Here is a 23,569-nt window from a genome sequence, read left to right on the forward strand (position 1 = left end):
ACGAAGGGGCCGCCAGTGTCGCCTAGCCGAGTGCCGCTGCCAAATCGTCGCCCTCTTCCAGCAGCCCCTGGGCGCCCTGGCGACAGGCCGCCAGCAGTTCCTCGGCGAGGCCCTCGTCATCCAGTGCCCGCGCCAGGGCCACGCCCCCGATCAGGGTGGTGGCCAGCTGCAGCGCCTGGGCGCGCCGCTGCTCCGGCGGCCCCGACAGATCCTGCTCCAGTCGGGTGACGAAGCGCGCGAAGAAGCGGGTATAGCTGCCCCGGATGGCGGCCTCCCGGTGGGTGACGTCGGCCGCCAGAAAGGCCAGCGGACAGCGCAAGGCTTCGCCCTCGGCATGCTCGCGACTCAGGTAATGCTCGATCAGTTGCCCGAGGCCTTGGCTACCGAGATCGTCGAGCCGGGCACTGCCGACCCGCGCGGCATGGGCGATGGCCTGGTCATAGACCTCGGTCTTGGTGCGGAAGTGGTGGTAGAAGGCGCCGCGGGTGAGACCGGCATCGGCCATCAGGTCGTCGAGACCGACCGCATCGAAGCCGCGCAGGGCGAACAGGTGGGCGGCGCTGTCGAGGATGCGCTGGCGGGTCTGCTCGCGCTGATCAAGTGGCCAGGCCATGGCTACTCCAGATTATGTTCTTGAACATAAGGTCCCCTTTGCCAGCATGAAGCCTTCTTTGCAAGGAGCCTGCAGCATGACGCCCTATCTCTTCGGTCCCGCTTTCAGCACCCTGGTGCGTAGCGTGCGCCTCCATGCCCTGGAACAGGGCCTTGAGCTGCCCTGTGGCCTCGCACCCGCCGGCCAGGCCATCGCCTGGCGCAGCGAAGTCCACCTGGCGCTGCACCCCTTCGGCCAGGTGCCGGTGCTGTTCGATGGCGAGCTGCGGATCTTCGAGACCCTCGCCATCTGCCGCCATCTCGATCGTCGGCTCTCGCCGGAGCGCGATGGCAACCCGGAGCAGGACGCCTGGAGCAGCGCCCTGCTCACCACTGTGGATAGCCGTCTGGTCCGCCACTATCTGCTGCGCGTCGCCGGGCCACGACCCGCCCCCTTCCGCACGCCGGAGGACGAGCAGCGCGCCCTGGCCGACGTCGACGCGACCCTGGCCGTGCTCGATCGCCAGCTGGGCAACCAGGACTTTCTCTGCGGCGCCGAATTCAGTCTGCCCGACGCCTTGCTGGCGCCCATGCTCGACTATCTGGAGCCCCTGCCGGCCCTCAACTGGCGGACGACCTGGCCCCGCCTCGCCGCCTATCTCGACCGCCTGCGCGCGCGACCCTCCGGCCAGGCGATCCTGGTGGCAACCGACTTAAAGCTGCGCTGAGCCGACCGGAGCTACCAGGAACCACCTACCTCCCCAACACACCGTAACCATCCCCTCTCCCTCCGGGAGAGGGCTAGGGTGAGGGCCCACCCATCACCCCTCCCTACCTGCTAGCCTTGGAAGCTCCTCCCCTGTCCAAGGACCGCCCATGACCACCGCCCGCCCCATCGCCCTCGTCACCGGTGCCTCCCAGGGCATCGGCCGCGCCGTCGCCCTCGGCCTGCTGCAGGACGGCTTCCGCGTGGTCCTCGCCGCTCGCCGCGCCGAACCCCTGGAGGCCCTCGCCGAAGAGGCGCGGCAACAGGGCGGCGAAGCCCTGGCGGTACCCTGCGACGTCACCGATGCCGCCAGCGTCGAGGCGCTGTTCGCCCGCATCCGCGACACCTATGGCCGCCTGGACCTGCTGTTCAACAACGCCGGCGTCGGCGCCCCGGCGGTGCCCATCGACGAGCTGGAGCTGGACGCCTGGCACCGGGTGGTCAACACCAACCTCACCGGCGTCTTTCTCTGCAGCCGCGCGGCCTTTGCCCTGATGCGCGCACAATCGCCCCGCGGCGGGCGCATCATCAACAACGGCTCGATCTCCGCCCACACGCCACGCCCCTTCAGTGCGCCCTACACCGCCACCAAGCATGCCGTCGCCGGGCTGACCAAGGCCCTGGCTCTGGACGGCCGCGCCTTCGACATCGCCTGCGGCCAGATCGACATCGGCAACGCCGCTACCGAGATGACCGAGCGCATGGCCAACGGCGTGCTCCAGGCCGACGGCAGCACTGCCGTGGAGCCGCGCATGGACGTCAGGCACGTCGCCGACGCCGTCCGCTACATGGCCAGCCTGCCGCTGGACGCCAACGTCCAGACCCTGACGGTGATGGCGACCAAGATGCCCTATGTGGGGCGGGGCTGAGGGGTTCCACGTGGAACCCGAGCAGACAGGGAGCACGCCATGAGTTCAGCCGAGATCCTCTCCTTCTGGCGCGCCGCCGGCCGTCGTCAGTGGTTCAACGGCGGCCCTGCCTTCGACGCCGAGTGCCGTGTGCGCTTCGCGGACACGCACCTGGCTGCCAGTCGCGGTGAATGGGACGGCTGGGCCGCCAGCGCCAAAGGCGCCCTGGCCCTGTGTCTGCTGCTCGACCAGATCCCGCGCAATATCTATCGCCACAGCGGCCACGCCTTCGCCACCGACGGCCTGGCCCTGCAGCACGCGCGACAGGCGATAGCCGCCGGCCTGGATCAGCAGGTCGAAGCCGAGTTGCGCGCCTTCTTCTATCTGCCGTTCGAGCACTCCGAGAACCTGGCCGATCAAGAGCGCTCGCTCGCCTTGTTCGAGGCCCTGGGCATTGAGCACTACCGGCGCTATGCCGAGGCCCATCGGGAGGTGATCGCCCGCTTTGGCCGCTTTCCCCATCGCAACCGGGCGCTGGGCCGCATCAATACGCCGGACGAACAGGCCTGGCTGGATGCCGGCGGCGGTTTCTGAAGACCCAGGGCTCAGGCCAGGCGGCGGGCATCGCGGCGGATCATCTGCGGCGGTACGCCGAAGCCGCGCATGAACACCTCACGCAGATGGCGGCGATCGCGAAAGCCGGTCTCGCGGGCGACCGTTTCCAGCGAATGACGAGTCTGCTCGATCATCAGCCGCGCCGCCTCCAGGCGCAGCCCCTCGATGGCCTTGGCCGGTGACTGCCCCGTCTCGGCGGTGAACACCCGGCTGAATTGCCGCGGGCTCAGATGAGCCACCTCAGCCAACTCCTCGACACTCAGGGCGCGGCTCAGGTGCTGCCGGGCGTAGGCGAGCGCGGTCTGGATACGATCCGACTTGGGCGCCAGGGCCAGCAGCTCCGAATGCTGGGTCTGACCGCCCGAGCGAAATTGCTGCATCACCAGGCGATGCGCTACCGAACGGGCCACGTCCATGCCCAGGTCCTTCTCCACCATCCCCAGCGCCAGATCCAGGCCGGCGGTCATGCCGGCGGAAGTCCATACCGGACCATCGACGATGAAGATGCGGTCTTCCTCGACGCGGATCTGTGGATAGCGTTCCTGCATGGCCCGGGCGAACGACCAGTGGGTGGTGGCCCGGCGCCCATCGAGAAGGCCAGCCGCCGCCAGGGCGAAGCCGCCGGTACAGATGCCGGCGGTGCGCCGCGCCTGGGCGCCGGCCTGGCGCACGAAGTCCAGCAGCGTCGGCGATGGCTCGGTGGCCAGGGGCGTCAGGTTGCCGACGATGAACCAGGTATCGGCGCGGCCCAGCGTACCCAGGGCTTCGGTCTCCACCAGCAGTTGCTGTGAAGAACGCACTAGGCCGCCCTGCTCGGAAAAGATCGCCTGGGTATAGAAGGGCTCGCCCAGGACCAGATTGGCGAATTCGAAAACGCTCTGGGTCGCCAGCGCCATCACCTGGAAACGCTCGCCCAATACATAGCCGATCCGGTGCATGGCTGCTCCTGATGTCCTAAATCATGACTATAAGCGTCATTTGCGCCATCGACCAGCGCGCTCATCATGGCCTCACACCCACCCCGGAGACCTGATGATGACCCGCTCCCCACAAGGTACTGCCCTGATCACTGGCGCCTCGTCCGGCATCGGTGCCCACTACGCCGAACAACTGGCCCAGCGCGGCTACGACCTGATCCTGGTCGCCCGGGATCGCCAGCGCCTGGATGCCCTCGCCCAGCGCCTGACCGACGCGACCCGCCAGAGCGTCCAGGTCCTGCCGGCCGACCTGGCCGACCCTGCCGCCCTGGCCGAGGTCGAGCGCACCCTGCGGGAAGACGCCAGCCTCACCCTGCTGGTCAACAACGCCGGGATGGGCACCCACACGCCGCTGCTGCAGAGCGATCCGGCGCAGATGCTGCGGATGATCGCCCTCAACGTCACCGCCCTCACCCAGCTGACCTATGCCGCCGTACCGGCCTTCGTCGCCCGCGGTCGCGGCGCCATCATCAACGTCTCCTCCATCGTCAGCCTGGCGCCGGAGTTGCTCAACGGCGTCTACGGCGGCAGCAAGGCCTATGTCACGGCCTTTACCCAATCCCTGCAGCGCGAGCTGGCCGGGACCGGCGTGCGCGCCCAGGCCGTGCTGCCCGGCGCCACCGCCACCGACTTCTGGGCGCGCGGCGGCCTGCCGCTGGCGCACCTCGATCCGGAGATCGTCATGAGCCCGGCCGACCTGGTCGCCGCCGCCCTGACCGATTTCGAGCGTGAAGTCGCCATCTCGATCCCCTCGCTGCACGACCTGTCCCGCTGGGAGACCTACGAAGCCAGTCGCCTGGCCATGGCGGACCAGTTGTCCAGCCGCCAGCTCGCCCCCCGTTATCACACCGCCCATTGATCTTGATCCCGAGAGGAGCACACCCCATGAAACTGACCGACAACACCGTCTTCATCACCGGCGGCACCTCCGGCATTGGCCGCGCCCTGGCCGAGGCCCTGCATAGTCGCGGCAACCAGGTGATCGTCGCCGGTCGCCGCCAGGCGCTGCTCGACGAGATCGCCGCCGCCAATCCCGGCCTGGATACCGTGCTGCTCGACATCGGTGACCCGGCGCAGATCAAGGCCGTCGCCGCCGAAGTCATCGCCCGTCACCCCGGTCTGAACGTGGTGATCAACAACGCCGGCATCATGCCCTTCGACGATGCCGGCGCCGGCGATCTGGACGATGCCCAGGCGGTGCAGCTGGTCACCACCAACCTGCTCGGACCGGTGCGGGTGAGCGCCGCCTTCATCGAGCACCTCAAGCGGCAGCCGGAAGCCACCCTGATCAACAACACCTCGGTACTGGCCTTCCTGCCGCTGGCGGCCACGGCGCTCTACTCGGCCACCAAGGCGGCTTTGCACTCCTACACCCTGTCCCAGCGCTTCCAGCTGCGCGACACCTCGGTGCAGGTGCTGGAGATCGCCCCGCCCTGGGTGGACACCGACCTGGTCCACAAGAGTGGCGACAGCCGCGCCATGCCCCTCGACGATTTCATCGCCGAGACCCTGGACAAGCTGGCCACCGCCGAGACCGAGGTGCTGGTGGATCGCGTGGTGCCGCTGCGCGCCAACCCCGGTCCCCAGGAGCATGCGCTGATCAACCAGTTCAACCTCTCGCTGGTCGAGAACCCCATCCCCGTCGCCTGACCTCGGCACGCCGGCCGCCTTCTGCGGTCGGCGTGCGTTCTGGAGCCTCCCATGTCCTCACTTCCCTTGCCCGGGGCGCTGCGGCCCCTGAGCCTGGCCTACTTCGTCCAGGCGGTCGGGGCGCTGTCGGTGGTCGGCTGCCTGCAGGCGATTTCCCGCGAGTGGCAGCTCAGCGACAGCCAGAGCGCCTACCTGCTCAGCCTCTTCGGTGTCACCTTCGCCCTGACGGCGCCCTTGCTGCAGATACTGCTCGGCCATTGGGCGCGGCGTACCCAGGTGCTCGGCGGGCTGCTGCTGTTCAGCCTGGCCGCCCTGCTGCTCGCCTGCGCCGCCGATTACCCGACCCTGCTGGTCAGCCGGGTGCTGATGGGCGTGGGCGCCGGTTTCATCGGTCCGGTGCTGGGCGCGCTGGGCGCCGGTCTGGTCAGCCGCGAGCAACAGGGCAGCGCCATCGCCACGGTGCTGCTGGGGCTGAGCCTGGCCAGCCTGGTGGGTCTGCCGCTGAGCGCCTGGGTCGCGACGGCCCTTGGCGTGCGCCCGCTGTTCGCCGGCATCGGCGGACTGGGGCTGCTCACCGCCTGGCTGATCTTCTGGCAGGTGCCCGATCGGGTCCCGGGCGAGCGCATCGCCCCGGCCGTGGTCGCGCGGCTGCTGACCACCGCCCACTCGCTGCACGCCTTCCTGGTGGTGTTCTTCATCGCCGCCGGGGTGTTTTCCACCTACGCCTTCCTCACGCCCATCGTGCGCCAGGACTTCCACGGCAGCGTCGCCGATGTCTCCCTCGCACTCGCGGTGCTGGGTGTCGCCGGGGTACTGGGCAACCTGCTGGTGATCCGCGCCGCACGCCGCTTCAGTGCCGAGCGGCTGCTGCTCGGCGGCCTCCTGCTACTGGCCCTGGCGCTTTCGATCCTGGCCCTCGGCCAGGGCCGCTTCGTGGCGCTGATCCTGGGCCTGGTGGTCTGGGCGCTGGCCACCGACATCCTCTGGCCGTCCCAGCAGAGACGCATCCTCGAACAGCTCGCCGAGGTACGGGGCATCGCCCTGGCGCTGACCGCCTCCTTCATGTTCTGCGGCATCGGCGTCGGCACCTTCGTCGCTGGGCAGGTCTATCCCCGCCATGGCTTCCAGGGACTGCTGCTGACGTCGCTGGCTTTCCTGCTGCTGGCGCTGTTCAGTCTGCAGCGCTCCAGGCGCACGGCGACCGCGCCGCCGCTGCCGGCCTGACCCGGCCATGAAAAAGGCCCCTGACCGGGGCCTTTTTCATGCTCAGGCGGCGGGCGGAAAGTCCACTTCGGTCGCCGCCAGGTTGTTGAGGTAGTTGGTCAGGGTCAGCAGGCTGACCTGAGCCACCACCTCGACGATCCTGGCATCATCCAGACCGGCTGCGCGGGCGGCCTGCAACTGCTCGTCATGCAACTGGCCACGCTGCTCGGTCACCTCCCGCGCCAGGCGCGCCACGGCGCTGAGCGTACCCGCCCGGGCGGCGGCCAGCTCCGCAGCGGTCAGGCCGGTCTTGCCACCGAAGAATTCATGGGCCGCCAGGCAATAGTCGCAACCGTTGACCGCCGAGGCCGCCAAGGCCACCACCTCGCGCTCCTGGGCGCTGAGTCCGCTCCTGCCCAGCGCCTGGGCCAGCGCCAGATAGCCTTTGAGCGCTGCCGGCGAATGCGCCAGGGTTGCGAAGGCGTTGGGTAGGAAACCGAGGCCCTTCTGGATGCCCTGCAGGGCGGTTTGCGCCTCGGCGGAAGCCTGGTCGAGGGTAAGGGGGGCGATACGGGTCATGAGGGTGCTCCTTGGGTTGCGGCCTGGTCATCAGGCGTGGAACCAGATTAGGCGGGGCGACTTGACGCCTGGGCGCTCAGCGTCCAAACATCGCGACAGATCGTCCAAATCGGTGCCTCGTCCATGGATCGCCTCGCCGTCTTGCTCGACCACTTCGCCTTCACTGCGGACAGCTACCACCAGGGCGCCTTCTGTGGCGTGAGCCGCCATGCGGACGGTGAAGCCACCGGCCAGGTCCACCTGCTGCGCGGCGGACGCCTGAGCTTCGCAACCGCACGGGGCGAGCGGCAGGACCTGGTCGAGCCCAGCCTCATGCTGATGATCCGCCCGCGCGCGCATCAGCTGAGCACCCCGGACGATAGCCCTGCCGAGCTGGTGTGCGCCTCGCTGGCCTTTCGCGGTGGTCCGGATAACCCGCTGACCCGCGCCCTGCCGGATTACCTGGTCAGTCCACTGCGCCAGCTGCCAGGTCTCGCCGCCAGCGCCGACTGGCTGTTTGCCGAGGCCTTTGGCAACGACTGCGGGCGCGGCCTGGTGCTCAACCGCCTGTTCGAACTGATGATCATCCAGCTGCTGCGTGAACTGCTGACCCGCCCCAGCGCCACGCCTGGCATGCTCGCCGGCCTGGCGGATCGCCGGCTCGCGCGTGCCCTGACCGCCCTGCACGAACGACCCCAGCAAGCTTGGACCGTAGCCGAGCTGGCGGGCCTGGCCGGCATGTCACGCGCGGGTTTCGCCGCACATTTCCAACGTGTCGTCGGCAGTGCCCCAGGCGACTACCTCACCCGCTGGCGCATCGCCCTGGCGCAACAGCGCCTGCAGCAGCGCCGCCCCCTGGCGCTGATCGCCGACGAGGTCGGCTACGAAAGTCCCTCGGCCCTGGCCCGCGCCTTTCGCCGCATCATTGGCGCGAGCCCGACCGAATGGCAGCGGGCACAGGCCTAGGCCTTGCCGGCAGCCGCCCCATCCCGCCACTCCACCACCAGATCCGCCCGCGCCCGGTCGCCGTCGATCAGGCGTGCATTGGGCTCGTCGGTGCTCGCCACCCAGGCCTCCGCGTCAGCGCGGCTGCGGCCGAAGTGCATGTGCCGGGCGACCAACCGCTCGCGACGCTCCGCGGGATCGACGCGCACGTACCAGCACTCGTCGAACACCTCGGCCACATCGCTCCAGGGCGCCTGGGTCAAGAGCAGGTAGTTGCCCTCGCTGATCACCAGTTGGGTCTCGGCGTGGACCGGGATGGCATTGGCGATGGGTTCTTCGATCTCGCGATTGAACAGCGGCGCATAGACGGTCTCGCCGGCCACCGGCGTCTTCAGCCGCTGTAGCAGGGCGCGATAGCCGCGGGCGTCGAAGGTGTCCGGCGCGCCCTTGCGCTGGGCGCGGCCCAGACGCGCCAGCTCGCGATTGGCCAGGTGATAGCCGTCCATGGGCACCACCACGGCGCGCTCGCCGAGCGCCGCCGCCAGGAGCTCGGCCACCGTCGACTTGCCCGCGCCCGGCGTACCGGCGATGCCCAGCAGGCGGCGTCCCCCCTGGGCCAGCAGCGCCTCGGCGCGGGCGAGGAGTTCGGCGGGGAGTTGCAGGCCATCGACCGGACGCTGACTGCTCATGCCGACACCCCCGGTAGCGCAAGGATGGAAACGGCAGGCAGGCACGGGAGAGCGGTCATGGCGGAGGTTCCGGCAGTGGGGATCGCGGCACGCTAGCACCCCGCGGAGCGGGTCGTCGACTCGGCACCGACACCGCCGGAAAGCCATCACAGTCTGTGGCCCGGCGAGGCGATCCCGGCCGCTCCCCCTCGGCATCCACCCGGCGCTCTCGTACACTCCGCTTCCTATCGGCCGTGCGCCGCCGTGAGCCTCATGCAAAGGGATTTGGTCACCATGAAGAAACCGCTACTTACCACCCTCGCCGGTGTGGCCCTGGTCGCCGTCGGCACCGCCGTGGGCGGCGCCTGGTACACCGGCACCCGGCTGGAAGGCGAATTGCGCCAGGCCGCGAGCCAGGCCCAGCTGGCCCTGCAGGCGCAACTGCCCGAGTACCCCTTGCAACTGCAGCTGGTCGAGTTGCAGCGCGGTATCTTCAGCAGCACCGCCACCTTCAGCCTGAGCGTACAGGCCGAGGATCGACCGCCGGTGGAGGTGCTGCGGGTGCTCGACGACATCCAGCACGGCCCCTTCCCCCTGACCCGCCTCAAATCCCTGCAGCTGGCGCCGGTCATGGCGGTCAACCGCGTCACCCTGGCGCGCACGCCGATCACCGCCGATCTCTTCACCCTGGCCAAGGGCGCCGAGCCCGTACGGCTCGACGCCACCCTGGGCTACGACCGCACGGTGGACGGCGGTCTGACCCTGGCCGCCCTGCACCTGGACCAGCCCCAGGGCGCGGTGGCCTTCTCCGGCCTGACCGCCACCTTCGCTACCGACATGGAGGCCAGCCGGCTGCGCCTGGACAGCACGGTCGGCCAATTCAGCCTCAACGTGCGCACGCCGGATGGCTGGGCCAAGCTGGAGACCGAAGGCTTCGGCCTGACCGGCGACAACCGTCGCAATGCCGATGGCTTCTGGCTCGGCCCGGGGCAGTTGCGCCTCGGGCGCCTGCTGCTGGCCATGCCCGGCAAGCCCGCGGTCGAGTTGCGGGATCTGCAGCTCCAGGGCGACACCCAGCAACAGGGCCAGCAACTGGCGGGCACGCTCAACGCCAGCCTCGGCCGGCTCGACATCGCCGGCCAGACCCTGGGCAAGGCGACCCTGAAAAGCCACTACAGCCAGCTCGACAGCCCGGCCCTGGCCCAGCTCAATGCCCTGCTGCAGCACCTGCAGCTGGATACCGAGCAGGGTCTCGATCCCACCACCCAGGCGACCCTGCAGCAGCACCTCGGCGATGTGCTCGCCGCGCGTCCCCAGCTGGTGATGGATGAGCTGCGCTTCGACACCCCTGGCGGCAGCAACCGCCTGCACCTGGACCTGACCCTGGCCAAGCCGGCGACCTACGATTTGCCGCCGGAGCAACTCGCGGCCCAGCTGCTGGCCGGTCTCGATGCGCGCCTGTCGGTGGCGCGGGGCAGCCTGGTGGATGGCGTGCTGTTCCAGGCGGGCGCCCAGCGCAGCCAGCCGGCCATGCAGCAACAGGCCCAGGCCACCGCCGAAGCCCTGGCGGGCATCGGCCTCAATAGCGGCCTGCTCAAGGCCGAAGGCGAGAATCTGGTGGCAACCCTGAATTACAGCGCCGGGCGGCTGCTGCTCAACGGCCAGGAAGTCCCGCCGGAACAGCTGCTGGCCCTGCTGGAACGCCCGCAACCCGCGGCACCCGCCAAACCCCAGGGCAAGGCGCCGAAGCGCTAGCGGATGCCGGGGCGGTTGGGCTTCGACGATGGCGCCGTCTCAACCCAACCTACACAGCTCCCGTAGGTTGGGTTGAGCGCAGCGAAGCCCAACAGCCTGGTAACGCTCCCCTCACCCCAGCCCTCTCCCCAGGGGAGAGGGGGCTATCCGGCCCCTGCTGTACCTTACGCAGGCTGGGTTGAGCCCAGCGAAGCCCAACAACGCCCGGCCGCCCCAACCGCCCTACTTCAACTCCAGCCCGCCACTGGCCTTGTTCAGCTCGCGCAGGTGCTTGCCGAGCAGGTCCAGGTTGGCTTCGGTCAGGTCCAGGCCATCGCGGGCCTCCGGCGAGAGCAGCTGGCGAACCTCGTTGTTGAGGGTGTCCCGGAGGCTGCGCAGGTGCGCCTGGCGCTTCTGGCTCTCGGCGGTCAGCTGCTCCCACTCGCCCGGCTGCGGCAGGCCGTAGCCGTCGGTGCCGAGCAACTCGGCCGGACGACTCAGGTAGCCGCTGTCCTTGAGGATCTGTTCCAGGGCGCCACCGGCCTTGCCGAAGCGTGCCTTGTCCACCGCGTCCTGGCCCAGGTAACGATCCTTGAGCTCGGTCTGGGCCTGCAGCAGCGCCCGGCGATAGGCTGCCTGCTCCAGCAGCAGCAGAGCGGCGCTGGCGCGCAGGTCGGCACGCTGGAATTGCTCGCGACGCTGCTGCGGGGTCAGCGCCAGCCAGGCCTCGACATCCGCCTGGGGCAGCTGCAGGCGCTCCCGCGCCACCTTGAACATCGCCTGGAAACGCTCGCGGAAGCTGTCGAAGCGATAGCCCAGCCGCAAGGCCTCGCGCGGATCGTCGAGCACCGAGGTGTCCACCAGGTCCTTGAACCTCAGCGCATCCATCAGGCCCGTCGGGGTGATGACATCGAGCTGGGCATCGGCCAGGCGCGGCACCCCGTCGTGCAGCAGCTTGAAGGTCTCCACCGCGCAGTTGTTGGTCACGAAGTAGTACTGGCCGTCATAGCTCCAGTGCACCTGGGCGGTCCGCTCGAGGAAGTCGGCGATCTCCGGGCGGGTCAGCTTGAGCGGCACGGATTGCAGACCGCGCAACTCCACCTTGGTGTACTCATCCACCACCTGGGCCAGCGGCAGCACGAACAGCCGCGACGGATAGGAGCCGGTCAGGCCGCGCCAGCTGGAAAGCTGGACGTCGTTGACGAAAGCGCGGAACGACAGCACCAGGTGGTATTGCAGATCCAGTCGGCAATCCGGGCCACGCGGCCGACCGGGCGCGCAGACCACCAGGCGCAGCATGCTGTGCCCCCAGCGGCTCATGACCTTCTCGTTGCCCTCGGCCAGCAGGTAGTCCACCGCATAGACCCGCTCCGGATCGAGCCAGCCCAGGGGCGCCTCGCCGAAGTCGTTGCCGGCGTTGAGATAGGGATAGCGCCCCGGACAGGCATCGTGCTCGGGCGACCAGCCGAAGTGCTCGGCGAAGTAGCGCTGCAGCGCCGGCCGCCGGCAGGCGTAGCTGGGGTCGAGCAGGAAGTACTCCATGTTCACCGCCACGAATTCCTTTGGGTTGGTGACTTCATAGAGATCGGGACTGCGGGCGATGAAGAGATTCTTGGACTCGCGATTGCCGTGCTTGCGCGTCTTCACCTGCCAGCCGGCCAGGTCCAGCAGCCGTGGATCGTCGGACAGGGTATAGCTGCGCCCGGCCTGGCCCTGGCATTTCACCGGCAGCTGGTCGGAGGTCAGCCCCAGGCCGCCGCAGGAGAGGATCAGCTGGCGCTGCTCGGGCGTCCAGACGCGCTCGCGGTCATAGAAGTGGGTCAGCTCGTGCAGCACCGTGGCCAGCAGCTCGCGGTGCTGGGTGCCATGGGGCCGGCCGGTCTGGATGCGGGTGTCGCTACCGTCGACCAGGCTGGGCAGCAGCCGGCGATTGAGCAGCAGATTGCGCCGGTCCGCTTCGCCATAGGCTTCTTCCAGCAGCTCGCTGCTCCAGCGCACCGGGATGCGCTCGTCCAGCGCTGCCTTGAATCTGGGTGGCAGCAGGGCCTGGGCTTCATCCAGCAGTTGCTGGGTCGCCTGGATCTGCGCGGGCGTCAGGCCCTGGGTATCGAGTTCGAGGTGCAGGGCGGCCTGGGCCCCACCGAGGGCCAGGCCGGCCGCGAGGCCGGCCAGCCACTGCCGCAGCCGGCCGGCGCGGTTCTTCACAGTGCCAGGATGGCCTGGGCCAGCTGCAGGTCGTTGGCCTGGCGCGCGGCCGGGAACTGGTCGCGCAGGCTGCGGAAGGCTTCTTCCAGCTGGACGCCACGGATGTCGCCGTCGGTGGCGACAAAGCTGGCGGCATCGCCACGCGCGGCCTGGATCATCTTGGCGTCGCGGATGGAGGTGGTGGTATCGGAGGTGAAGTCGATGCTGCGCTGCAGCGCCCGCACCACGATGTTACTGGTGGCCACCAGGGTCTGGGCCTGAGCCAGGCTCGAAACGCCCAGGGTCAGGGCAGCGGCGATAAGCAGGGAACGGCGCATGGATACTCCAGGGATGTCACGGAATTGAAACGGACTACTGACTCAGAATCGCCTGGGCGAGTTCCCGGTCGGAGGCGTGCAGCGCCGGATCGGCTGCGCGCAGGGCGCGGAGGGTTTCCTCCAGCTGAGCGCCGCGCAGGGCGCCGTCGGTGGCGACGAAGGCCGCGGCATCGTCACGCGCCGCCAGGACCAGCTTGTTCTGGAAGGGGCCGGTGGTGAGCTGGCTGGTGCCGTAGATGGTCTTCACCAGCCCCTCGGTGGTGGAGTCGAACGCCAGGACCGGCGTGGCGAGACAGAGGCCGAGCAACAGCGCGGCAGAACGACGGATATGCATGGATGACGACCCTCCGGTGGCAGATGGTCGCCAAGGCTAACGCAGCCCCCCGCTCCGGGCTAGCAGCCACGGGGTACGGGGGTATCGCGGTGTTGCGCGTCAGATGGCGAGAATCGCCTGGGCCAGCTGGTCATCGCTGGCCTGCCGCAGTTCGGGCGCCTGGCTGCGCAGGTGGTCCAGCGCCGCCTCCAGGCGTACGCCGCGGATGTCGCCGGCGCTACCGACGTAGGTGGCCGCATCGTCACGGGCTTCCTGGACCAGCTTGTCGTTCTTGAAGGAGCCGGTGATGGACGAGGTGGTGTCCGAGGTCGCATCGATGGCGTTGACGATGATGTCGGTGGTGACATAGAAGCTCGACGCCGAGGCGGCGGTGGACAGGCAGAACAGCGCCGCGGCGGCGCCCAGGTGCAGGGTTTTCATGGGGGACTCCCGTCTGGATAGGCCTGAGTGAGACTACCGTCAGCCCGAGGAAGTCGCATCCCGGCGCAGATTTTCACTCGCGCCAGAAGGGTTTGTCGCCTTCCCGCCGCTGATCCGCCAGATTCAGACCCAGATCGCCCAGCGCCCGGCCGTCCAGCTGCTGCAATTGCCGCCGGCCCAGGGCACGCAGGCGCCAGCGGACGAGCAGCGCGAACAGGGCGCGGCATCCGCGCCGAGGGGAGATAGAGCGGGCAATGGCACTGTCGGGCGAAAGGCGATCCATGGCGATATCCAGCGAAGCGGCAGAGGAGACTCAGCTTCGCCGCTGGCGTGGAACCAGACCACTTACAGCTAAAGAACACTGTATCCGTACAAAACTCCAAATCTCGGATCTGTATCTGTCGCTTCTCTCCGAACCACTCTGGCACGGCTCACTGCGCCGGTCGGACGGGATACGGCTGTATCGCCTGCCTGCGGCGTATGCCTGATCTGTCCGAGTCGCTACAATCGAGGCTTTCAGCGCCCATCCGCGAGAGGCACCGCCATGAGCTTCAAAGTTTTCGTCGACGGCCAGGAAGGCACCACCGGCCTGCGTCTGCTGGACTACCTGACCGGCCGTTCGGACATCGAACTGCTGCGCATCGACGAGAGCAAGCGCAAGGATCCGGCCGAGCGTGCGCGCTTCCTCAATGCCGCCGACGTGGCCTTCCTCTGCCTGCCCGATGCCGCCTCCCGCGAAGCGGTGAGCCTGGTGACCAATCCCAACACCTGCATCATCGACGCCAGCACCGCCTTCCGCACCGACAGCAGCTGGACCTACGGCCTGCCGGAGCTGGCGCCCGGTCAGCGCGAAGCGCTGCGCGCCAGCAAGCGCATCGCCAACCCCGGTTGCCACGCCACCGCCTTCATCCTGCTGGCCCGGCCGCTGGTGGATGCCGGTCTGCTGGCCCCGGACACCCCGCTGTCGGCCTTTTCCCTGACCGGCTACAGCGGTGGCGGCAAGCAGATGATCGCCGCCTACGAAGCCGGCGGCGATGCGCGCCTGCTGAGTCCGCGCCCCTATGCCATGGGCCAGGGCCACAAGCACCTGCCGGAAATGCGCGTGCAGAGCGGCCTGACCGCCGCGCCGGTGTTCAGCCCCATCGTCGGCCCCTTCCTCAAGGGCCTGGCGGTGACCATCCCACTGCACGCCAGCCAGCTGCGCCCGGGCACCACCGCCGCCGATCTGCAGGCGGCGCTGGCCCGTCACTATGACGGCGAAGCCTTCATTCGAGTGGCCCCGGTGGCCGCCGAGGAGGAGCTGGACAATGGCTTCTTCGACGTCCAGGCCAGCAACGACACCAACCGCGCCGATCTCTTCGTCTATGGCAATGCCGAGCGGATGACGCTGGTGGCGCGCCTGGACAACCTGGGCAAGGGCGCGGCAGGTGCTGCGGTCCAGTGCATGAACGTGCACCTGGGCGCCGACGAGGGTCTGGGGCTCGCCAGCGGCCGCTAGTCAGGCCACCGGCTTTCTGCTCGGACGGGGGCGAACCTTTTTCCTGGCGCCCCGTCTGAACTGCTGAACGGTTTGGATAGCCGTTCTGCTCCTTTGCTGTTTAGTGTTGGCAGATGCTGGACCCCTGCTTGGCGGTCCAGTCTTGAACTCCGGACTTCTCCCCTCCCCCGATGGAAGTCCGGAGTTTTTTTATGCCTCGGCGACGGGCTCGTCGAGGCCCAGCCAGCGGGCCAGCACGCGCTGGGCGTCTTCCACGCCCTGGCGCTTGGGCGCCGAGAACAGCTGGATACTGGCGGTATCGCCCCAGCCCTGACGCACCTCGCGCTGCACCTTGAGCAGGGCGTTCTTCTGGGCGCCGAAAGCCAGCTTGTCGGCCTTGGTCAGCAGGATGTGCAGCGGCATGGAGCTGGCCTGGGCCCAGTCCAGCATCAGGCGGTCGAATTCGGTCAGCGGATGGCGGATGTCCATCATCAGCACCACGCCGCTGAGCGAATTGCGGCTGCTCAGATAGGCCTCCAGGTGCTCCTGCCAGTGCTGCTTGAGCGGAATCGGCACCTTGGCGTAGCCATAGCCGGGCAGGTCCACCAGGCGCCGCTCGTCGTCGAGGCTGAAGAAGTTGAGCAGCTGGGTCCGCCCCGGCGTCTTCGAGGTACGCGCCAGATTGGCGTGGGTCAGGGTATTGAGCGCACTGGACTTGCCGGCGTTGGAGCGCCCGGCGAAGGCCACTTCCAGGCCGCTGTCGAGCGGGCACTGATCGACCTTGGCGGCGCTGATGAGAAAGGACGCCTGCTGGCACAGACCGACGATGGGATTCTTGAAGCTGGACATGGGGGTACTCGCGAGCGCGCGGCAAAGCCAGCAGTATATCGGATGCGCCGGGCGAGAGCCGTGCCCCCGGCAACCTGAACGAAGCCTGAACATGGCCGGCCTCGGGCGCGCCGGCGACTAGGCGCGGCGATGCACCCGGCTACAATGCCCGCAATCCGTCATGCCCGGTTGGTGGGCGTGCCTTCTTCCAGGAGTAGTCCCATGCGCAACCTGCTTTTCTCCGCCGTGTTCGCCGCCGCCAGTCTGTTCGGCGCGGCCGCCCATGCCGACGACATCCAGGCCGGCAAGCAGTACACCGAACTGAGCAGTCCGGTTCCGGTGTCCGAACCCGGCAAGATCGAAGTGGTTGAGCTGTTCTGGTACGGCTGCCCGCACTGCTACGCCTTCGAGCCCACCCTCAACGCCTGGTCCAAGAAGCTGCCCGATGACGTCGCCTTCAAGCGTGTGCCGGCCATGTTCGGCGGCATCTGGAACGTTCACGGTCAGCTGTTCGTGACCCTGGAAGCCATGGGCGTGGAAGCCAAGGTGCATGACGCCGTCTTCGCCGCCATCCACAAGGAGCACAAGAAGCTGGCCACCCCCGAAGAGATGGCCGACTTCCTCGCCACCCAGGGCGTGGATCGCGACAAGTTCCTCAGCACCTACAACTCCTTCGCCGTGAAGGGTCAGGTGGAAAAGGACAAGAAACTGGCCATGGCCTACCAGATCACCGGCGTACCGACCATGGTGGTCAACGGCAAGTACCGCTTCGACCTGGGCTCCTCGGGTGGTCCGGACGAGACCCTGAAGGTCGCCGACTTCCTGATCCAGAAAGAACGCGCCGCCAAGTAAGCGTTACCCGCCGCCGCGTCCCGCGGCGGCGGCTCCTCAGCTCGTCCCTCTCAAGCGGCCTCCGGTCGTCCTGCTCAAACTTTCCCCGAAACCGCCGATACCCTAGCCACTATCAAGTCGGCTGGCCGCCCCGTCGTGCCTGCCTGCTGGCCACCCTCAAGCCTTTGGAGCGGGCGGATGGAGCGCGCGGACGTCGAACGCTGGAAAAGCAAATACCTGGAGAGCCTCGAGAACCTCGAACGCCTGGAGAGCCGGTGGGAAAACCGCCTGGACCTGGTGCGTCGTGGCCTCGTGCGCAGCAGCCTGGCCGCCGAAGGCAACGACGCGGCGGTGGACGCCTGCCTGGTCGAATTGCGCGACATCCTCCGCCGTGACGACAGCGACGCCGACCTCGCCAAGCTGATTCCGCGCCTGGAGCGCACCGTGCTCGATTCCGAGCAGCGCCGGGAAATGCGCGCGCGCCAGGTGGCCGAGGCCTTTGCCGAACTGTGCCGGCTCTTGCAGACCCTGGAGTTGCCGCGCGACCAGCGCAAGGCGCTCAAGGGTTTCGCCAAGCGCGCCCAGGCCGCGGCCGACCAACCGGGTGAATTGCCCGCGCTGCTCGGTGAATTCAGCCGTCTGCAGCAACAGGCGCTGAGTCAGCTGCACCCCGAACAGCCCGCCCGCTCCGGTTTCCTGCAGCGCCTGCTGGGCGGTCGGGGCGAGGCGGCGGAAGAGGCGCCGGCGACCGCGTCGAGTCCGCTAGCTGAAGACGCCTCGCCGGCGCCAGTAGCCTCGCCAGCGACGGAAGCGCTGGCAACGCCCGAACCGCCGCCGCTGCCGGTCGAAGGTATAGCCGCTGCGCCATCTGAAGCCCCTGTAGAGCCTCTGGCAGTCCAGGCCGATCCGGCCTATGCCCTGCCCCCGGTGCCCGAACCCGGCTACAGCGCCATTGCCCCGCACCTGGAAGCCACCCTGCTGCGGCTGCTCGACGACCTGGCGCTGCCGGACAGCCACAAGCCCCAGGCCGAGCACCTGCGCCAGCGCATCCAGGGCAGTCTGAACTGGTACGAACTGGTGCCGGTGCTCGACGATCTGTCGGTGCTGGTGCTGGCGCTCAACCATTCCGGGCAGAGCGAATTCCAGCTCTACCTGCGCCGCCTCAACGAGCGCCTCGCCGCCTTCCAGACCGGTCTGCAGGACGTCCACGTCGGACGCCAGGACGGCCAGACCCAGGAGCGCGCCTTTGGCGACGCCCTGCGCGGCCAGGTCAATGAATTGCAGAACGAGGTGCAGGAGGCGACCGACCTGGACAGCCTCAAGCTGTCGCTCGACAGCCGCCTGGAAGGCCTGCTGACCAGCCTGGCCGACCAGCAGAGCCAGCGCGAGACCCGCGAGCAGGAAGCCAGCGAAAGACTCAGCGCCCTCACCGAGCGCGTCGCCGGCATGGAGCGCGAGGCCCAGCAGTATCGCGGCCACCTGGAAGAACAGCGGCAGAAGGCCCTCTGTGACCCCCTCACTGGCCTGCCCAATCGCGCCGCCTGGAGCGAGCGCCTGGAGCTGGAGGTGGCCCGCTGGCAGCGCCACGGCGGCGATCTGCTGCTGGCGGTGCTCGACGTCGATCTGTTCAAGCGCATCAACGATGGCTACGGCCACCTGGCCGGTGACAAGGTGCTCAAGATCATCGCCAGCGAATTGCAGCGCCGCCTGCGCAAGACCGACTTCATCGCCCGCTTCGGCGGCGAGGAATTCGTCATGCTGCTGGGTGCCACGCCGGTCGCCGGCGGGGTCACCCTGATCGAGCAGCTGCGTGCCGCGGTCGCCGCCTGCCCCTTCCATTTCAAGGGCGAACGGGTGGTGATCACCCTGTCCGCTGGTCTCGCGGCCTTTGCGCCGGGCGAGGATGCCGATACCGTATTCGAGCGTGCCGACCAGGCGCTCTACCGCGCCAAGCGCGCCGGACGCGATCGCCTGGACGTGGCCTGACCCCTTCCACGTTCGCGAGGTAATCGTGCGAAAGCCCTTCAAGCTCCTCCTCTGGCTGCTCTGCGGCCTGCTCCTGGCCGGCTGCTCCAGCGGCCCCCGCATCAATGACGACTACACCGCCCGCGATCAGGACAGCCGGGTGCAGTACATCGTGCTGCACTACACCGCAGCCGATTCCAAGCAGTCGCTCAAGCTGCTGACCCAGGCCGGCGTCAGCGCCCACTACCTGATCGATACCGACGGCACCATCTATCGCCTGGTGGACGAGAACCGCCGCGCCTGGCATGCCGGCGTGAGCGAATGGGAAGGCCGCACCTGGCTCAATTCCACCTCCATCGGCATCGAGATGGTCAACCTGGGCTTTCGCGACACCCCGGCCGGACGCCAGTGGTATCCCTTCAGCGAAGCCCAGATCAAGGCGCTGATTCCGCTGCTCAAGGACATCGAACAACGCCACGGCCTGGATCGCCGCGCCATCGTTGGCCACAGCGACATCGCCCCGGGGCGCAAGCAGGATCCGGGTCCGCTATTTCCCTGGGCGCGCCTGGCCGCCGCGGGCCTGATCAACTGGCCGGATCCGGCGGTGGTCGCCCAGCGTCAAGCCAGCCTGGGCGGCGTGCTGCCACCCCCGGCCTGGTTCCAGGACCAGTTGGCACGGATCGGCTATACGGTACCCCGCACTGGCGTGCTCGATGCGGCCACCCGCGATGTGATCGGCGCCTTCCAGATGAAGTACCGGCCTGGCCGCTTCGACGGCCAGCCGGATCTGCAGACGGCGGCGCTGCTGCTCAGCCTGCCCAGCGGTCGCTAGGCGGCCGCAGGCGGCTTACAGCCGCACGCTGGCAAAGGTGGATTCGCCCTGGGCCTGGCTCAGGGCCGCCAGCGCGGACGAGGCCGGCATCAGCGACAATTCCTGGGACAGCGGCATCAGCGCGATGGGCTGCTGGATGGTCGGCCCCTGGCGCTCGTCACGCGGCGGGATGCCGAAGTATTCGCGGTAGCACTTGGAAAAGTGCGGAGTGGAGACGAAGCCGCACACCGAGGCCACCTCGATGATCGACAGGGTGGTCTGCTTGAGCAGCTGCCGGGCGCGGATCAGCCGCAGCTTGAGGTAGTAGCGCGACGGCGAGCAGTGCAGGTACTTCTGGAACAGCCGCTCCAGCTGGCGTCGGGACACGTCCACGTAGACCGCCAGTTCGTCGAGGTCGATGGGTTCTTCGAGGTTGGCTTCCATCAGCGCCACGATTTCCTGCAGCTTGGGCTGGTTGGTGCCCAGCATGTGCTTGAGGGGGACGCGCTGGTGATCCTGCTCGTTGCGGATGCGCTCGTAGATGAACATTTCCGAGATCGCCGCCGACAGCTCGCGGCCATGCTCGCGACCGATCAGGTGCAGCATCATGTCCATCGGCGCGGTGCCGCCCGAGGCGGTGCAGCGATTGCGGTCGATGGTGAACAGGCGGGTGCTGAGCACCACGCGCGGATAGGCTTCCTGCAGGGCCGCCAGGGTTTCCCAGTGCACGCTGCAGTCGTAGCCGTCGAGCAGGCCGGCCCGGGCCAGGGCCCAGCTGCCGGTACAGACCGCGCCCAGCTTGCGGCCCTGGCGCGCCTGGCTCTGCAGCCAGGTGCAATGTTCGCGCGACACGCTGCGCTGGATGCCCACGCCGCCGCAGACGATCACCATGTCCATCACCGGGGCGGCGCTCACGGCGCTGTCCGGGGTGATCTGCAGGCCATCGCTCGCCCGCACCGGTCGGCCGTCCAGGCTCAGGGTGCACCAGCGATAGAGTTCCCGTCCCGACAGCTGGTTGGCCATGCGCAGCGGCTCCACCACCGACGCCAGGGAGATGAGTGTGAAGTTGTCCAGCAGCAGAAAGCCGATGGACTGGATCGCACGGGCCTGTGTCGAGGTGGGAATGGGCGACATGGTTTGAATCTCCTTCACGCAGGCTGGGGCCCTTGGCTGGGCTCTAATGAGGTGCGACGGACAACGTTGGGTGAAAGATGTGTCGCGGACGCATAAGTCATGTCGCAATTCCCATGCCGAAACTGGGTGAACCCCTGCCCAGGCAAGCTGTCTGGCACGAACAACCCATTCAGCAGCGCTCAATGACGTTGATTAGCTAGGGTTTTTATTTGCGACCTTTCTGATCCGAGACCGACCCTTGGCCGATGGCACTTCGCCAGGTGGACGCCATCGGTAACACCGGGACGTAACCGACGCGCGCCAAAATGTGGCATGGCGACTCAACGGGCACGGTTGTAGGTCAGGCCCTGCGACCGTCCGTCGCCCTTCTGGCCACTTATGGCGAAAAGCCACCAGCCCCCGGGCCAGACGGACCGGTACGTGCAGCGGCCAGCGGCCCTTCCCCTCGCGACCCCTGGAGTTCAGGATGAAAATCTCCCCAGCGCTGTGGTTGTCCGGTCTGTTGCTGAGCGCTGCCGTACAGGCAGGCGAAGCCGAGAATTGTCAGCAGGTACGCCTGGCCGATGTCGGCTGGTCGGATCTCAATATCACCAACGCCACGGCCCGCTATCTGCTCAGCGCCCTCGGCTACGAGACCGAGGTGCTGCGCCTGTCCCTGCCGCAGACCTACGACGCCCTGGCCGCGGGCGAGGCCGATGTCTTTCTCGGCAACTGGATGCCGGCACAGGCCAAGCTCAGTCAGCCGCGGGTCGATGCGGGTGCGGTCGAACGCCTGCACGCCAACCTGGAAGGGGCCCGCTACACCCTGGCGGTCCCCCAGTACGTCTATGACGCCGGGGTGAAGAACTTCGCCGATATCGCCCGCTTCGCCGAGCGCTTCGATCACACCCTCTACGGCATCGAGCCCGGCAACGACGGCAACGCCCTGGTGAAGAAGATGATCGCCAGCAACGCCTTCGGCCTGGGCGACTTCAAGCTCGATGAATCCAGCGAGCAGGGCATGCTCACCCAGGTGCGGATGAAGGAATTGCTGGACCACCAGTGGATCGTCTTTCTCGGCTGGGAACCCCATCCGATGAACGTCCGGCACAAGCTGGCCTACCTCGACGGTGGCGACGAGTATTTCGGCCCGAACCAGGGCGGGGCGACGGTCTACACGGTGGTGCGCAAGGGCTACGCCCAGCAGTGCCCCAACGTGGCCCGGCTGCTGGGCAACCTGGTGTTTTCCCTGGACATGGAAAACCAGCTGATGGATCGGGTGCTCAACGAAAAGGACAATCCGCGCCGCGCCGTGCGCAACTGGCTCAAGCGCAATCCCGAACGCCTCGACGCCTGGCTCAAGGGCGTCGCCACCCGCAGCGGCGCGCCGGGTAACGTGGCGGTGAAGGCCAGTCTGGCCAACTGATCCAGGGCCGCTCCGGCCGACGCCAGCGCCTCTGGCCAGCGTTCCGCCACGGCGAGGGACGCTGCTGCCCGCCTCTCTCGCTCTGCCACAGCGCTCCGGGCGCGGACGTGCCCTGGGGCTCACGCTGGATACGACATCTCCGCTTCTGGTTACGACGCCGCGTACACTGGTAGCGACGCAGGCGGTAGGCGAGCCTGGGGGGATGGGTTACAGATAAATACACGTGGGGCGCACCGAAAGGTACCCCGCCAAACGCAAGGAGATGTGTCCATGAAAGGTTGTTCCCGTTGGCTCTTGAGTGCCGCCCTGCTGGCGCCACTCGCTGTTCAGGCAGCCGAGCCGGCTTCCTGTGCCAAGGTGCGCTTTGCCGATGTCGGCTGGACCGACATCACCGTGACCACGGCCGTGACCAGCGAGGTGCTGCACGCCCTCGGCTACCAGACCACGACCAACATGATCTCCGTACCGGTCACCTACAAGTCCTTGCAGAACAAGGACATCGACGTCTTCCTCGGCAACTGGATGCCGAGCATGGCGGCGGATATCAAGCCCTATGCCGACAACGGCAGCGTCGAGACCGTACGCGCCAACCTGGAGGGCGCCAAGTACACCCTGGCCGTGCCCCAGTACGTCTACGACGCCGGGGTGAAGAGCTTCGCCGACATTGCCAAGAACGCCGACAAGTTCGACGGCAAGATCTATGGCATCGAGCCGGGCAACGACGGCAATCGCCTGATCCAGGGCATGATCGACAAGAACACCTTCGACCTGGGCAAGTTCAAGCTGGTGGAATCCAGCGAGGCAGGGATGCTGTCGCAGATCCAGCGCGCCGAGCGCCGCCAGCAGTGGGTGGTCTTCCTCGGCTGGGAACCCCATCCGATGAACACCCGCTTCAAGATGGCCTATCTCGAAGGCGGCGACGACGTCTTCGGTCCCAACTTCGGCGGCGCCACCATCTACACCAACGTCCGCAAGGGCTACGTCCAGGAATGCCCCAACGTGGGCAAGCTGCTGACCAACCTGTCCTTTACCCTGGACATGGAAAACCAGCTGATGGACAAGGTCCTCAACGAAAAACAAGCCGCGAGCGCCGCCGCCAAGGCCTGGCTCAAGGCCCATCCGCAGGTGCTCGACCAATGGCTGGCCGGCGTGACCACCCGCGATGGCAAGCCTGCGCTGGAAGCGGCCAAGGCCACCCTGGCCCCTTGATAGAACAATAACATTCGACTGTCCCGCGCCAGTTCGGGCGGGTACTGCCACAGCCGAAGCACGAATCCGCGGTTCTCG

General features: G+C 67.9%; 25 protein-coding genes. 14 read left to right on the forward strand and 11 right to left on the reverse strand.

Annotated features, from left to right (window positions below; all coding sequences use genetic code 11):
• Positions 1 to 22: 22 nt before the first annotated feature.
• Entirely contained in the window at positions 23 to 613 is a 591-nt protein-coding gene (locus QKY98_RS04145; protein WP_278387797.1) for a TetR/AcrR family transcriptional regulator, read from the reverse strand.
• 76 nt (positions 614 to 689) lie between these two features.
• Between QKY98_RS04145 and QKY98_RS04150 the strand changes: the two genes are divergently transcribed.
• The 3 genes from QKY98_RS04150 to QKY98_RS04160 all read left to right on the forward strand — a co-directional run bounded on the left by QKY98_RS04150 (position 690) and on the right by QKY98_RS04160 (position 2,799).
• Positions 690 to 1,319 carry a glutathione S-transferase family protein gene (locus QKY98_RS04150; protein WP_144954895.1) on the forward strand — a complete coding sequence of 210 codons (630 nt, stop codon included), beginning with the start codon at positions 690 to 692 and terminating at the stop codon, positions 1,317 to 1,319.
• Positions 1,320 to 1,467: 148 nt separating this feature from the next.
• Positions 1,468 to 2,226 carry an SDR family oxidoreductase gene (locus QKY98_RS04155; RefSeq protein WP_150340180.1) on the forward strand — a complete coding sequence of 253 codons (759 nt, stop codon included), beginning with the start codon at positions 1,468 to 1,470 and terminating at the stop codon, positions 2,224 to 2,226.
• Between the two features lie 39 nt (positions 2,227 to 2,265).
• Positions 2,266 to 2,799: a DUF924 family protein gene (locus QKY98_RS04160; RefSeq protein WP_284670381.1), complete on the forward strand. Its 534-nt coding sequence runs from the start codon at positions 2,266 to 2,268 to the stop codon at positions 2,797 to 2,799.
• Between the two features lie 11 nt (positions 2,800 to 2,810).
• Here the strand turns inward: QKY98_RS04160 and QKY98_RS04165 are convergent, their stop codons facing one another.
• Complete coding sequence (locus QKY98_RS04165; RefSeq protein ID WP_284670382.1) at positions 2,811 to 3,758, reverse strand: GlxA family transcriptional regulator; 948 nt, start codon at positions 3,756 to 3,758, stop codon at positions 2,811 to 2,813.
• A gap of 97 nt (positions 3,759 to 3,855) precedes the next feature.
• On the opposite strand from QKY98_RS04165, the gene QKY98_RS04170 reads away from it, so the two are divergent.
• Genes QKY98_RS04170 through QKY98_RS04180 form a run of 3 tightly spaced genes read left to right on the forward strand, consistent with a single transcriptional unit; the run spans position 3,856 to position 6,671 of the window.
• The gene (locus QKY98_RS04170; protein WP_284670586.1) at positions 3,856 to 4,656 is read left to right on the forward strand and encodes an SDR family NAD(P)-dependent oxidoreductase; all 801 of its coding nucleotides are present in this window, start codon (positions 3,856 to 3,858) and stop codon (positions 4,654 to 4,656) included.
• Between the two features lie 26 nt (positions 4,657 to 4,682).
• Complete coding sequence (locus QKY98_RS04175; protein ID WP_284670383.1) at positions 4,683 to 5,447, forward strand: SDR family oxidoreductase; 765 nt, start codon at positions 4,683 to 4,685, stop codon at positions 5,445 to 5,447.
• 51 nt (positions 5,448 to 5,498) lie between these two features.
• On the forward strand, positions 5,499 to 6,671 hold the full coding sequence (locus tag QKY98_RS04180) for an MFS transporter (RefSeq protein ID WP_284670384.1): 1,173 nt from the start codon (positions 5,499 to 5,501) through the stop codon (positions 6,669 to 6,671).
• Positions 6,672 to 6,713: 42 nt separating this feature from the next.
• On the opposite strand, the gene QKY98_RS04185 is transcribed toward QKY98_RS04180, so the two are convergent.
• Positions 6,714 to 7,229, reverse strand: coding sequence for a carboxymuconolactone decarboxylase family protein (locus tag QKY98_RS04185; RefSeq protein ID WP_108582769.1), 516 nt, complete (start codon positions 7,227 to 7,229; stop codon positions 6,714 to 6,716).
• A gap of 123 nt (positions 7,230 to 7,352) precedes the next feature.
• On the opposite strand from QKY98_RS04185, the gene QKY98_RS04190 reads away from it, so the two are divergent.
• Positions 7,353 to 8,174 carry an AraC family transcriptional regulator gene (locus QKY98_RS04190; protein WP_284670385.1) on the forward strand — a complete coding sequence of 274 codons (822 nt, stop codon included), beginning with the start codon at positions 7,353 to 7,355 and terminating at the stop codon, positions 8,172 to 8,174.
• Here the strand turns inward: QKY98_RS04190 and QKY98_RS04195 are convergent.
• On the reverse strand, positions 8,171 to 8,842 hold the full coding sequence (locus QKY98_RS04195; protein ID WP_027598608.1) for a nucleoside/nucleotide kinase family protein: 672 nt from the start codon (positions 8,840 to 8,842) through the stop codon (positions 8,171 to 8,173). The genes QKY98_RS04190 and QKY98_RS04195 overlap by 4 nt on opposite strands.
• Positions 8,843 to 9,115: 273 nt before the next feature.
• Between QKY98_RS04195 and QKY98_RS04200 the strand changes: the two genes are divergently transcribed.
• A complete protein-coding gene (locus tag QKY98_RS04200) occupies positions 9,116 to 10,576 on the forward strand; it encodes a YdgA family protein (RefSeq protein WP_284670386.1) in 1,461 nt (486 codons plus the stop codon).
• Between the two features lie 222 nt (positions 10,577 to 10,798).
• On the opposite strand, the gene QKY98_RS04205 is transcribed toward QKY98_RS04200, so the two are convergent.
• From QKY98_RS04205 to QKY98_RS04225, 5 genes are all read right to left on the reverse strand, one after another.
• Positions 10,799 to 12,760, reverse strand: a complete 1,962-nt coding sequence (locus tag QKY98_RS04205) for a DUF7844 domain-containing protein (RefSeq protein ID WP_430695049.1) — start codon at positions 12,758 to 12,760, stop codon at positions 10,799 to 10,801.
• Complete coding sequence (locus QKY98_RS04210) at positions 12,757 to 13,077, reverse strand: DUF2388 domain-containing protein (protein ID WP_007160025.1); 321 nt, start codon at positions 13,075 to 13,077, stop codon at positions 12,757 to 12,759. The genes QKY98_RS04205 and QKY98_RS04210 overlap by 4 nt, the downstream gene beginning before the upstream one ends.
• A gap of 34 nt (positions 13,078 to 13,111) precedes the next feature.
• On the reverse strand, positions 13,112 to 13,411 hold the full coding sequence (locus QKY98_RS04215; protein WP_037006567.1) for a DUF2388 domain-containing protein: 300 nt from the start codon (positions 13,409 to 13,411) through the stop codon (positions 13,112 to 13,114).
• A gap of 99 nt (positions 13,412 to 13,510) precedes the next feature.
• Positions 13,511 to 13,831 (reverse strand): DUF2388 domain-containing protein, encoded by a 321-nt coding sequence (locus tag QKY98_RS04220; protein ID WP_007160027.1) that lies wholly within the window; start codon positions 13,829 to 13,831, stop codon positions 13,511 to 13,513.
• A 73-nt stretch (positions 13,832 to 13,904) separates the two neighbouring features.
• On the reverse strand, positions 13,905 to 14,114 hold the full coding sequence (locus tag QKY98_RS04225) for a DUF1127 domain-containing protein (RefSeq protein WP_150340196.1): 210 nt from the start codon (positions 14,112 to 14,114) through the stop codon (positions 13,905 to 13,907).
• A 261-nt stretch (positions 14,115 to 14,375) separates the two neighbouring features.
• Here QKY98_RS04225 and argC point away from each other — a divergent pair, with 261 nt between their 5' ends.
• On the forward strand, positions 14,376 to 15,329 hold the full coding sequence (gene argC / locus QKY98_RS04230; RefSeq protein WP_027600427.1) for an N-acetyl-gamma-glutamyl-phosphate reductase: 954 nt from the start codon (positions 14,376 to 14,378) through the stop codon (positions 15,327 to 15,329).
• 189 nt (positions 15,330 to 15,518) lie between these two features.
• Here argC and yihA read toward each other — a convergent pair whose 3' ends face one another.
• Positions 15,519 to 16,157, reverse strand: coding sequence for a ribosome biogenesis GTP-binding protein YihA/YsxC (gene yihA / locus QKY98_RS04235; RefSeq protein ID WP_058790780.1), 639 nt, complete (start codon positions 16,155 to 16,157; stop codon positions 15,519 to 15,521).
• Between the two features lie 201 nt (positions 16,158 to 16,358).
• Between yihA and QKY98_RS04240 the strand changes: the two genes are divergently transcribed.
• From QKY98_RS04240 to QKY98_RS04250, 3 genes are all read left to right on the forward strand, one after another.
• Positions 16,359 to 16,988 carry a thiol:disulfide interchange protein DsbA/DsbL gene (locus tag QKY98_RS04240; protein ID WP_027598615.1) on the forward strand — a complete coding sequence of 210 codons (630 nt, stop codon included), beginning with the start codon at positions 16,359 to 16,361 and terminating at the stop codon, positions 16,986 to 16,988.
• Between the two features lie 177 nt (positions 16,989 to 17,165).
• Positions 17,166 to 18,953, forward strand: coding sequence for a diguanylate cyclase (locus QKY98_RS04245; RefSeq protein ID WP_284670387.1), 1,788 nt, complete (start codon positions 17,166 to 17,168; stop codon positions 18,951 to 18,953).
• Positions 18,954 to 18,978: 25 nt separating this feature from the next.
• Entirely contained in the window at positions 18,979 to 19,764 is a 786-nt protein-coding gene (locus QKY98_RS04250; protein ID WP_284670388.1) for an N-acetylmuramoyl-L-alanine amidase, read from the forward strand.
• A 15-nt stretch (positions 19,765 to 19,779) separates the two neighbouring features.
• On the opposite strand, the gene gbdR is transcribed toward QKY98_RS04250, so the two are convergent.
• Positions 19,780 to 20,877, reverse strand: a complete 1,098-nt coding sequence (gene gbdR, locus QKY98_RS04255; RefSeq protein ID WP_284670389.1) for a choline metabolism transcriptional regulator GbdR — start codon at positions 20,875 to 20,877, stop codon at positions 19,780 to 19,782.
• 466 nt (positions 20,878 to 21,343) lie between these two features.
• Between gbdR and choX the strand changes: the two genes are divergently transcribed.
• Both choX and QKY98_RS04265 read left to right on the forward strand, forming a co-directional pair.
• A complete protein-coding gene (gene choX / locus QKY98_RS04260) occupies positions 21,344 to 22,282 on the forward strand; it encodes a choline ABC transporter substrate-binding protein (RefSeq protein WP_144954862.1) in 939 nt (312 codons plus the stop codon).
• A gap of 270 nt (positions 22,283 to 22,552) precedes the next feature.
• Positions 22,553 to 23,491 carry a choline ABC transporter substrate-binding protein gene (locus tag QKY98_RS04265; protein WP_027598620.1) on the forward strand — a complete coding sequence of 313 codons (939 nt, stop codon included), beginning with the start codon at positions 22,553 to 22,555 and terminating at the stop codon, positions 23,489 to 23,491.
• Positions 23,492 to 23,569: the final 78 nt, after the last annotated feature.

It is taken from the genome of Pseudomonas sp. HR1 (assembly GCF_030175875.1).
GTDB classification, from domain to species: Bacteria; Pseudomonadota; Gammaproteobacteria; order Pseudomonadales; family Pseudomonadaceae; genus Chryseomonas; species Chryseomonas oryzihabitans.

Bases quoted from the DNA above. Each gene is read 5' to 3' on its own strand.
- QKY98_RS04195 (WP_027598608.1), bottom strand. From the start codon at position 8,842: ATGAGCAGTCAGCGTCCGGTCGATGGCCTGCAACTCCCCGCCGAACTC.
- QKY98_RS04240 (WP_027598615.1), top strand. From the start codon at position 16,359: ATGCGCAACCTGCTTTTCTCCGCCGTGTTCGCCGCCGCCAGTCTGTTC.
- QKY98_RS04175 (WP_284670383.1), top strand. From the start codon at position 4,683: ATGAAACTGACCGACAACACCGTCTTCATCACCGGCGGCACCTCCGGC.
- QKY98_RS04225 (WP_150340196.1), bottom strand. From the start codon at position 14,114: ATGGATCGCCTTTCGCCCGACAGTGCCATTGCCCGCTCTATCTCCCCT.
- QKY98_RS04215 (WP_037006567.1), bottom strand. From the start codon at position 13,411: ATGCATATCCGTCGTTCTGCCGCGCTGTTGCTCGGCCTCTGTCTCGCC.
- QKY98_RS04220 (WP_007160027.1), bottom strand. From the start codon at position 13,831: ATGAAAACCCTGCACCTGGGCGCCGCCGCGGCGCTGTTCTGCCTGTCC.
- yihA (WP_058790780.1), bottom strand. From the start codon at position 16,157: ATGTCCAGCTTCAAGAATCCCATCGTCGGTCTGTGCCAGCAGGCGTCC.
- QKY98_RS04190 (WP_284670385.1), top strand. From the start codon at position 7,353: ATGGATCGCCTCGCCGTCTTGCTCGACCACTTCGCCTTCACTGCGGAC.
- QKY98_RS04145 (WP_278387797.1), bottom strand. From the start codon at position 613: ATGGCCTGGCCACTTGATCAGCGCGAGCAGACCCGCCAGCGCATCCTC.
- gbdR (WP_284670389.1), bottom strand. From the start codon at position 20,877: ATGTCGCCCATTCCCACCTCGACACAGGCCCGTGCGATCCAGTCCATC.
- QKY98_RS04165 (WP_284670382.1), bottom strand. From the start codon at position 3,758: ATGCACCGGATCGGCTATGTATTGGGCGAGCGTTTCCAGGTGATGGCG.
- QKY98_RS04245 (WP_284670387.1), top strand. From the start codon at position 17,166: ATGGAGCGCGCGGACGTCGAACGCTGGAAAAGCAAATACCTGGAGAGC.
- QKY98_RS04200 (WP_284670386.1), top strand. From the start codon at position 9,116: ATGAAGAAACCGCTACTTACCACCCTCGCCGGTGTGGCCCTGGTCGCC.
- QKY98_RS04155 (WP_150340180.1), top strand. From the start codon at position 1,468: ATGACCACCGCCCGCCCCATCGCCCTCGTCACCGGTGCCTCCCAGGGC.
- choX (WP_144954862.1), top strand. From the start codon at position 21,344: ATGAAAATCTCCCCAGCGCTGTGGTTGTCCGGTCTGTTGCTGAGCGCT.
- argC (WP_027600427.1), top strand. From the start codon at position 14,376: ATGAGCTTCAAAGTTTTCGTCGACGGCCAGGAAGGCACCACCGGCCTG.
- QKY98_RS04160 (WP_284670381.1), top strand. From the start codon at position 2,266: ATGAGTTCAGCCGAGATCCTCTCCTTCTGGCGCGCCGCCGGCCGTCGT.
- QKY98_RS04210 (WP_007160025.1), bottom strand. From the start codon at position 13,077: ATGCGCCGTTCCCTGCTTATCGCCGCTGCCCTGACCCTGGGCGTTTCG.
- QKY98_RS04185 (WP_108582769.1), bottom strand. From the start codon at position 7,229: ATGACCCGTATCGCCCCCCTTACCCTCGACCAGGCTTCCGCCGAGGCG.
- QKY98_RS04170 (WP_284670586.1), top strand. From the start codon at position 3,856: ATGACCCGCTCCCCACAAGGTACTGCCCTGATCACTGGCGCCTCGTCC.
- QKY98_RS04265 (WP_027598620.1), top strand. From the start codon at position 22,553: ATGAAAGGTTGTTCCCGTTGGCTCTTGAGTGCCGCCCTGCTGGCGCCA.
- QKY98_RS04150 (WP_144954895.1), top strand. From the start codon at position 690: ATGACGCCCTATCTCTTCGGTCCCGCTTTCAGCACCCTGGTGCGTAGC.
- QKY98_RS04180 (WP_284670384.1), top strand. From the start codon at position 5,499: ATGTCCTCACTTCCCTTGCCCGGGGCGCTGCGGCCCCTGAGCCTGGCC.